This window comes from Stenotrophomonas geniculata ATCC 19374 = JCM 13324 (assembly GCF_001431625.1).
GTDB lineage: Bacteria > Pseudomonadota > Gammaproteobacteria > Xanthomonadales > Xanthomonadaceae > Stenotrophomonas > Stenotrophomonas geniculata.
Window position 1 is genome coordinate 1 of sequence record NZ_LLXT01000021.1, and the last position, 8,273, is coordinate 8,273.

Sequence of the window (8,273 nt, forward strand, 5' to 3'; positions counted from 1 at the left end):
GAACCCAGCTTTCAGCGACCAACCCAACCCCACCACGGAGGGGCTCCGCCGTTCGCCGACTCCCGCCGAAGGCGCGCCTTCCACGGAAGAAAAAATTTCCAACAGACGTGTCGATTCCCAGCCCCCTGGTTCGTTGTACCCAGTGAAGGGCACGCACCACGCGTCCCCACGGGAGACTGCAATGAAAGTGATGGTGATCGTGAAGGCCAACGCCGACTCCGAAGCCGGCCGCATGCCCAGCGAACAGGAACTGTCCGAAATGGGCGCCTTCAACGAACAACTGGTGGCCGCCGGCATCATGCTCGCCGGTGAAGGCCTGCACGCCACCCAGCGCGGTCGCCGCATTCACTTCGGCAGTGGCGCACCCAGGGTCGAGGCCGGTCCGTTCGGTCCCGCCAGCGAACAGATCGCCGGCTTCTGGCTGTGGGACGTGCGGTCGCTGGAGGAAGCTGTCGAGTGGGCCAGCCGCGCGCCGTTCGGCAGTGGCGGCACGCTGGAACTGCGCCCGCTGATCACCGCCGAAGACTTCGGTGAAGCCTTCACCCCCGACTTACAGCAGCAGGAACAGCGTCTGCGTGCACAGCTGGAAGGTTGACCCGATTCATCTCCCTGCCGGGCAGGACCCGGCACTACTGCCCTGAACCGCACAACGGAGTATTGCCATGAAACTGATTCCCTTCCTCGGCTTCAGCGGCCAGGCCCATGAGGCGATGGCGTTCTACGCCAAGGCACTCGGTGGCCAGGTCACGTCGGAAATGAAATACCGCGACATGCCGCCCTCCGATGGCTCGCCAGGCTGCAACGAGATGCCGCCGGAAACCCTCGACCACGTCGCGCACAGCCAGCTGGAGATCGGCAGCGCCATCCTGATGGCCGCCGATGGCCCCGGCGGTGGCGAGGGTGGCTCGACCACCATCAATGTCGACGTCGACAGCATCGAAGAAGCCGAACGCGTGTTCGCGGCGCTGGCCGAAGGTGGCCAGGTGCAGATGCCGATCGCCGAAACGTTCTGGGCGCACCGCTGGGGCATGCTGATTGATCGCTACGGCAAGCCGTGGATGGTCAATTGCATGAAGCAGCCCTGATCCCTCCCTCTTTCCTCTTCATCCACAAGGAGCGTTACCAATGAGTGCACCACAACCGCAGATGATCTTCGTCAACCTGCCCGTGCAGGATCTGGAGAAGTCCAAGGCGTTCTTCACCGCGCTGGGCTACAGCTTCAATCCAACCTATACCAATGACGATGCGGCTGGCATGGTCATCAGCGAAAGCATCTACGTGATGCTGCTGACCCAACCTTTTTTCCAGCAGTTCACCAACAAGCCGATTGCCGATGCGCGCACCCACACGGAAGTGATCAATGCGCTCTCGGCGCCCAGTCGCGAGGCCGTTGATGTGCTGGTGGACAAGGCACTGGCCGCCGGCGCCAGCGAGCCGCAGCCGGCGCGCGACCTGGGCTTCATGTACCAGCGTGGCTTCCAGGACCTGGATGGCCATCTCTGGGAAATCGCACACATGGACGGCGAGCCGGGCTGACGGCCGCCGCAAGGGAGAACCCTCATGGCTTACGTGGATGCTTACGTGCTGCCGTGCCCGCAGGACAAGGTGGCGGCCTACCGCCGCCTTGCCCGCAAGGCCGGCGCGGTGTGGAAGGACCATGGCGCGCTGCAGTACATGGAGTGCGTGGCCGACGACGTGGAACCGGGCAAAAGCACGTCATTCCCGCGCGCGGTGAAAGCCAGGCCCGGTGAAACGGTGATCGTCGCCTTCGTGGTGTTCCGCTCGCGTGTGGCACGCGACCGCATCAACGCCAGAGTGATGGCTGACCCGCGGCTGGCGTCGCTGGGCCCGAAGGACATGCCGTTCGATACCAAGCGCATGTTCTGGGGCGGCTTCAAGCCCATCGTCGAAGCGTGAGCCATGGCGCTTGTGCGGGCCGGGCGTGCGTGCTGTGATCGGCGCATGCTCGATCCCGCACTGACGCAGCGTCTGGAAACCCTCTGGCGGATGGAGTCGCCGGTGTTGATCGCGCGCCTGGCGCGGCTGCTCGGGGGCGATGTCGGCCGCGCCGAGGAGCTGGCCCAGGACACCTGGCTGGCCGCGCTGGAGCGCTGGCCGGAGCAGGGCATCCCGGACAATCCCGGAGCCTGGCTGATGACCACTGCGCGCAACCGTGCCATCGATGTGCTGCGCCAGCACCAGCGCGTGGCGCAGCAGCATGCGCAATGGGGTGAGGAACTGCATCCGGCACCCCTGCCAGCGCCGGATGACAGCCAGGCGCTGGAAGATGACCTGGGGGACGATCTGCTGCGCCTGATGTTCGTGGCCTGCCATCCGGTGCTGCCGGCCGACGCGCGGGTGGCACTGACCCTGCGCCTGCTCGGTGGCCTGACCACGGCCGAGATCGCCCGCGCCTTCCTGCAGCCCGAGCCGACCATCGCCCAACGCATCGTGCGCGCCAAACGCACCCTGGCGCAGAAGCAGGTGCCCTATGAAGTGCCGCGCGCGGAGGCGATGCCCGAGCGGCTGGCTTCAGTGCTGGAGGCGATCTACCTGGTCTTCAACGAAGGCTATGCGGCCAGTGCCGGTGACGACTGGATGCGTCCGGCGCTGTGCGACGAGGCACTGCGACTCGCGCGCATTCTGGCGCACCGGCTGCCGGTGCCGCCGGTGCTGGGCCTGCTGGCGCTGATGGAGCTGCAGGCCTCGCGTGCCGCAGCACGGACCGATGCGCAGGGCGTGCCGGTGCTGCTGGACCAACAGAACCGCGCGCGCTGGGACTGGCTGCAGATTGAACGCGGGCAGCAGGTGCTGGCGCGCGCGCTGGCCGCCGGTGGCGGCGACGATCCCTATGTGCTGCAGGCGCGCATCGCAGCGTGCCATGCGGCGGCGCGGCGTCCCGAAGATACCGACTGGCCGCGCATCGCAACGCTCTATACGCAGCTGTTGCAGGTGCAGCCCTCGCCAGTTGTCGCATTGAACCGCGTGGTGGCGATATTGCGCAGCGACGGTGCCTTCGCGGCCTGGGCGCAGCTGCAGCCGTTGCTGGTGGACGCGCGACTGCGCGAGTACGCGCCGCTGCAGGTGGTGCACGGGGAACTACTACAGGCGTTGGGACGCGACTTGGACGCACGTCACGCTTTTGCGGAAGCCGCCAGACTCAGCCAGAACCAGGCAGAGCGCGGCCTGCTGCGGCAACGGGCTGGTCTGCCTCCCGCGGAGTGACCCCGACGAAGGCAGCACTTGTCGGCAGCCCCGTGAGCCGTTATGTTTCGCGCCCAGCGGACGCGTCAGCGTCCACTTTCCATGCGTATTGACCGAGGAGCGGTTGGATGTATTCAAGGACGAAGAGCGCATCGCGCGCTTTTGCGCGCCTGCTTGCCTGTGCCCTGTGCCTGGCCGTATGGCCGATGGCCGTGCAGGCGGCAGACAAATCACAGCAGGCCTATTGGGCCGGTTTTGCCTACACCGCTGATGCCGCCGCCGTGCAGGCGACCACGCCGCATGCGCATGCGGTGCTGGAACAGCGCGGCCTGATTCCGTTGAACCAGGCGCTGGCACAGTCGCTCAAGCGCCGCGCCCCGGCCCACCTGCAGCTGATTGACCAGCCGGTGGCGATGCTCGACGGCACCACCAGCGCGACCGTGCTGGCCGCGGCACTGGACCGCGAACTGGTCTCGGTCGAGCCGATCGGTGACCAGTACAAGGTGCTGGTGGAAGTTGCGCTGCAGGCGCTGTTCTTCGACTTCCGCGAGCGCCAGGTGATCGCGTCCTATCCGCTGACCCTGCAGCGCATCGACGTGCAGGATTACCGGCCGGACAACGACGATATCGACGCGATCGTTGCCGATCTCCTGTACGGCAGTGCCGATACCAGCCTGTCGCAGGTGCTGGCCGCCAGCCTCGCCCAGGCCAAGCTGCCCGATGCCGCCGTGCGTCGCCTGCAGGTCGGTGGCGTAACCCTGTCCGACGCGGTCCGCGCCAAGCTGCCCGACCCGAGGTGGGACGCCCCGCTGCGTGCCACGCTGGCCCACGAACTGTCCAAGACGCTGTCGTCCAATACCGGCGTCGGCCTGTTGCCGCCGGCCTCGGGCCAGGCGATCGGTGGTGCGATGGCGGCGCGCTTTGCCGACGGCAAGGTCTACCAGCTGAAGATTCCCGAGCCGGACTACGTCATCAACCTGCAGGTGGATGCGTTGAAGAACGGCGTGATCGAAGAAACCCCGGCGATGAAGACGATGCTGTTCGGCGCGTTCTTCACCGCCAAGGTGACCGAGCCGTTCTCCGGCAAGGTCTATTTCGAACAGCCGCTGCGCAAGGGGGCCACCAAGGTGGTGCCGGTCACGCAGTGGCAGGTCGACCAGTGGTCGGCCAGCTACGAAACCCTGCTGGCGGGCCTCGATGCCTTCGCCGGCGCCGCCGCCAAGCGCGCCGATTCGCGCGGCTGGCTGGACGAACAGAAGCCGGGCGGCCGCCCGTTGCAGCAGCAGACCCAAGCCCTCCAGGAGTTGATCAAGTCATGTCGTTGATGCGTACCATCCTGCTCATCCTCATCGCCCTGGTGGTGGCCTCGCCGGTCGCTGCGCAGACCGCCAGTTCGCGCGGTACTGGTTCGGCTAGCTACGGCCTGCGCCTGAGTGCCGACACCCGTGCCCAGGCCCTGAACAAGGCCAAGGTCAATGCACTGGAGGCGTACATCGCCGAAACCGGTGCGGCCAAGCTGCGCCTGTTCGAAGCGCGCCGCGCCGAGTTCATCGGCGAGATCGACCGCTACGTGCTCAGTGCCGTGCAGCTGTCGGACACCGAAGACAAGAAGGCCAAGACCTACACCGTCACCGTCCGCGCCGAGATCAACACCACCCTGCTGCAGACCAAGCTGGATGCAGGTTCGGCCGTGGCCGGTGCCACCGCCGCCCAGCGTTCGCTGCTGACCTTCCTGTTCATGGCGCGCTCGCAGGACACCGTGCAGTCGTTCCAGGACAAGGAATACCGCCGCGTCGACGCCAGCAGCAGCTACAGCGAGAACACCCGTGAAGGCGACAGCTTCCGTGGCAACTCGGTCAGCACCAACGGCAGCATCAACCAGAACGGTTCGATGTCGGTCACCAGCGGTGGCAGCACCACCCAGCGCAGCGACAACATCAGCTGGAAGGTGGCCAACGCGGCCGAAGTGAACACCGCGATGACCGGTGCCTTCAGCGCCGCCGGCTACGAAGTGGTCGAAGCCGAATACGTGGAAGGCGAGTCGCGCGGCCTGCTCAGCATCGAGCGCATCCGCAAGGACTTCAGCACCGGCAACGACCTGGCTCCGGCCACCCTGCGTGATACCGCCAACGGCATCCGTGCGGCCAACATTCCGTACATCGCCGTCGGCACCCTCGACGTCGGCATGCGCGACCGCGATCCGGCCAGCGGCAACACCCGCGTGTTCGTCACGGTCACCGGCAAGGTGCTGGACGTGACCGGTCGTTTCCCGCGCACCGTGTCGTCGGTGGGCCCGGTGCAGTTCTCCGGTACCGGTCCGAACGAAACCGTCGCCCGTACCAATGCGCTGCAGCTGGCGGCTGAAAAGGCTGCCCAGCAGATGATCAACGAACTGAACGTCAAGGCGGTCCGCTGACGTTACCGCTGCGCTCGCCGGGCATGGCCCGGCGCTACCGGCTCTGGTGGGTGCCGAGCTTGCTCGGCACTGACTCGCTGCCATCCCCGATCTCGCGTGCCGCGCTGCGGCCGTCTTTCTCATAAAGGAAATCCCATGATCCGCACTACCGCTCTTGTCGTGGCCATCGCTGCCGCCACCCTGTCGATGCCGGCCCACGCTGGCCTGGGCAAGCTGAAGGACCTGGCCGGTGCCGCCACCGGCACCTCCAGCAGCAGCGCCTCCAGCGCCGCCGCTCCGGACGAAGCCGCGCAGGAAGCGCTGGTGCGTCGTTTCGTTACCTCGCAGTCGCACTCGCTGCAGGCCCAGACCTCGTTCGCCCGCGCCTTCGGCCTGGCCGAGCAGGTGCAGCTGCTGGAAGCCGAGCGCCAGGCGCTGTCGTCGGGTTCGGTCAGCGTCGATGCGATGAAGAAGTCGGTGTCGGTCAGCGAAGCGGCGCAGGCGGCGATCAACGAGCGCCAGGCCGCACAGCCGGAACTGAACGCTGAATCCAAGCAGCACTACGCCGAAGGCCTGGTCTCGCTGCTGTCCTCGGCGGCCGAAGCACAGAAGCTGGGCGGCGAAGCCAGCAACTTCACCGCCGGCATGAAGAACCTGGGCGCGACCCAGCTGGCCACCGTCGGCCGCAAGCTGGCGGCAGGTGCATGGGTGGCCAAGGAATCGCCGGGCTTCATCCAGGGCCTGTACGGCTCGACCAAGTCGGCCGTGACCTTCGCCAAGAAGAGCAAGGTGAAGGTGCCGTCCAACGCCGATTCGATGCTCGACAAGCTCTGATCCGAGGCGAATCTCCATGCGTATGACCTACCGTTTGATCGGCCTGGGCCTGGCTGCCACGCTGCTTGCAGCCTGTGGCAAGCAGGACACCCCGGCCGCCGCGCCGCCCGCCAAGGACAAGGCAACCAGTGCACTGGCCAGCAATGCGCCCGTGGAAGCAGCGCCCCTGCGTGGCACGCCGGATTTCGGCGGCACCACCCAGGTCGCGCGCGAAGCCGACGGCATCGGCAGCACCCCGGAACTGGCGGTGCTGGCGGCATTGCAGTCGGCGGTGGCGCAGGTCAACGGCGTACGCGTGGCCAGCCAGATGCAGAGCCTGCGTGGAGGCCTGCATGTGGATGTGGATGACGAACACGTCGGCGATATCCGCGCCGACGCGTTCACCCAGCAGATGATCGCCGGCTCGCAGGGCGCGGTGCTGGGCTATGAAATCCTGTCGCAGGAAGAAGTGCGGCAGCTGGACGAGGAAACCATCGCCCGCGTGCGCGCCAGCGACGAAGGCTGGAGCTTCAAGGGCTCGGCGTCGGCCAGTGCGTCCGGCGAAGCCTCGGCCAAGGGCGGTTCGGCCTCGGCCAGTGTCAAGCAAAGCTACGACGAGAAGGTGAGTGTTGATGCCAAGCGTGGCGCCAGCTCCTACGATTCCGATGTGACCCATCGCAGCATGCGCAGCTACTGGAAGGTGCGCGTGCGCGCACAGATCGCCCAGTACCGTGCACCGGACGAGCAGGGCAAGCCGAAGATCGTGGTTGCACTGCCGCGCACAAAGGCCGGCAGCTACGCCGTGGGCGACGGCCGCGTGGACGCGGACGAAGTGGCCGACGCGATCCGCGCACGCCTGTCCGACACGCTGACCCAGACCCAGCGCTTCATCGTGCTGGACCGCGAGTTTGGTGACGAGCTGCAGGCCGAGATCGACCACATCAACAGCGGCAACGTGCGCCTGCAGGACACCGCACGCGTGGGCCAGCAGCTGGCGACCGACCTGATCCTGATCCCGACCATCGAACGTTTCGAGTACCCGCGCAGCGTGCGCAACCTGCGCATGTCCGACCGCCAGGTGACCTCGTACTCCGGTGGCGGGCGCATCACCCTGCGCCTGATCAACGCCACCACCGGCCAGGTGGTGATGTCCGACAGCTTCGACCACCAGCTGGCCTCGACCGGCCCCAGCACCCTGCCGCGCGTGGTCAACGGTCGCAACATGGCCGCGGCGATGATGGAATCGCTGTCCGGCCAGATCGGCACCACCATCGTCACCACCCTGTTCCCGGTGTCGGTGGTCTCGGTGGACGGCGACCAGGTGGTACTGAGCCAGGGCGGCGAAACGCTGCAGGCCGGCCAGCGCTGGCAGGCCGTGCGCCTTGGCGAAGAACTGAAGGACCCGCAGACCGGCCGCTCGCTGGGCCGCAGCGAACACCCGTGCTGCACCATCCGCATCGATCGCGTGGCTGCACAGACGTCCTACGGCACCATCGAAGACGGCGTAGACGCGATGCGCGGCGGCTTCCGCCCGGGCCAGATCGAACTGCGCCAGAAGCTGGGCAGCAAGCCGGCTGCCGCCGCCGCAGGCGCGACCGCCTCGGCCGCTCCCGCAGCTGGCGCACGCCCGGCCGCCAAGCCGAAGCCCAAGGCCGCGGCGGCCCCGGCCGAAGACCCGAACTGGTAACAGGCTCAAGCAACACACAGATGGGGTCAGAGCCCTTTCCCGCAGGGAAAGGACTCTGACCCCTTCTTGTTTCCGTCCGTGTCGACCAAGGTCGACACCTACCAACAGCGGCGTGTCGACCAAGGTTGACGCCCACCAACAGCAGCAGAAATGTGTCGAAGGCGGGGTGGGTCC

Annotated in this window: 9 protein-coding genes; all 9 read left to right on the forward strand. The window is 66.8% G+C overall.

The features are described from left to right. Positions 1-181: 181 nt before the first annotated feature. The 9 genes from ARC63_RS01270 (at position 182) to ARC63_RS01310 (ending at position 8,099) form a co-directional block, all read left to right on the forward strand. Positions 182-595 carry a YciI family protein gene (locus ARC63_RS01270; protein ID WP_043403334.1) on the forward strand — a complete coding sequence of 138 codons (414 nt, stop codon included), beginning with the start codon at positions 182-184 and terminating at the stop codon, positions 593-595. 67 nt (positions 596-662) lie between these two features. Next, positions 663-1,085, forward strand: coding sequence for a VOC family protein (locus tag ARC63_RS01275; RefSeq protein ID WP_057502327.1), 423 nt, complete (start codon positions 663-665; stop codon positions 1,083-1,085). A 40-nt stretch (positions 1,086-1,125) separates the two neighbouring features. Continuing rightward, positions 1,126-1,536, forward strand: coding sequence for a VOC family protein (locus ARC63_RS01280; RefSeq protein WP_010484146.1), 411 nt, complete (start codon positions 1,126-1,128; stop codon positions 1,534-1,536). Between the two features lie 24 nt (positions 1,537-1,560). After that, positions 1,561-1,917 carry a DUF1428 domain-containing protein gene (locus ARC63_RS01285; RefSeq protein WP_057502328.1) on the forward strand — a complete coding sequence of 119 codons (357 nt, stop codon included), beginning with the start codon at positions 1,561-1,563 and terminating at the stop codon, positions 1,915-1,917. A 45-nt stretch (positions 1,918-1,962) separates the two neighbouring features. Beyond that, positions 1,963-3,225: an RNA polymerase sigma factor gene (locus ARC63_RS01290; protein WP_057502329.1), complete on the forward strand. Its 1,263-nt coding sequence runs from the start codon at positions 1,963-1,965 to the stop codon at positions 3,223-3,225. Positions 3,226-3,332: 107 nt separating this feature from the next. Further along, positions 3,333-4,529: a hypothetical protein gene (locus tag ARC63_RS01295; protein WP_010484143.1), complete on the forward strand. Its 1,197-nt coding sequence runs from the start codon at positions 3,333-3,335 to the stop codon at positions 4,527-4,529. Further along, positions 4,520-5,620 (forward strand): hypothetical protein, encoded by a 1,101-nt coding sequence (locus tag ARC63_RS01300; RefSeq protein ID WP_019337987.1) that lies wholly within the window; start codon positions 4,520-4,522, stop codon positions 5,618-5,620. Before ARC63_RS01295 ends, ARC63_RS01300 begins: the two co-directional genes overlap by 10 nt. Before the next feature lie 135 nt (positions 5,621-5,755). Next, the gene (locus tag ARC63_RS01305) at positions 5,756-6,433 is read left to right on the forward strand and encodes a hypothetical protein (RefSeq protein ID WP_019337988.1); all 678 of its coding nucleotides are present in this window, start codon (positions 5,756-5,758) and stop codon (positions 6,431-6,433) included. A 16-nt stretch (positions 6,434-6,449) separates the two neighbouring features. Then, a complete protein-coding gene (locus ARC63_RS01310; RefSeq protein WP_057502330.1) occupies positions 6,450-8,099 on the forward strand; it encodes a CsgG/HfaB family protein in 1,650 nt (549 codons plus the stop codon). Positions 8,100-8,273 lie beyond the last annotated feature (174 nt).